Origin of the sequence: Bartonella sp. AD13SXNS (genome assembly GCF_042196465.1) — a bacterium.
Classification (GTDB): Bacteria; Pseudomonadota; Alphaproteobacteria; order Rhizobiales; family Rhizobiaceae; genus Bartonella.
Window position 1 is genome coordinate 315 of record NZ_JBHIQI010000113.1, and the last position, 271, is coordinate 585.

General features: G+C 41.7%; 1 pseudogene. It reads left to right on the plus strand.

Annotated features, from left to right (window positions below):
• Positions 1 to 117: pseudogene (locus ACFIMQ_RS09690) on the plus strand (N4-gp56 family major capsid protein); the annotation flags it as partial.
• Positions 118 to 271 lie beyond the last annotated feature (154 nt).

Below are 271 nucleotides of genomic sequence, written 5' to 3' on the forward strand. Positions count from 1 at the left end.
GTTGCAGCAAAAACCATCATCGGTAGGAAGAAAACTTGTTTCACGTTACGTGGAACCACACGAGGAACACAAGATTTTGCTCCTATCGTGATCCCAACCTATGGAGCACCTGCTTAAAGGCGCTGCAAATACTTCTTCTCAACAGAATGTTCTGTTGAGAAGGGGGATATTATTTGTCAAACAGAAGATTTTAGGATTGCACTCTTATCGCACTACCAATTGATGCCTGCTTTGAACACTGAGGCTTTTTCTCAACAAAATATGCTGTTAG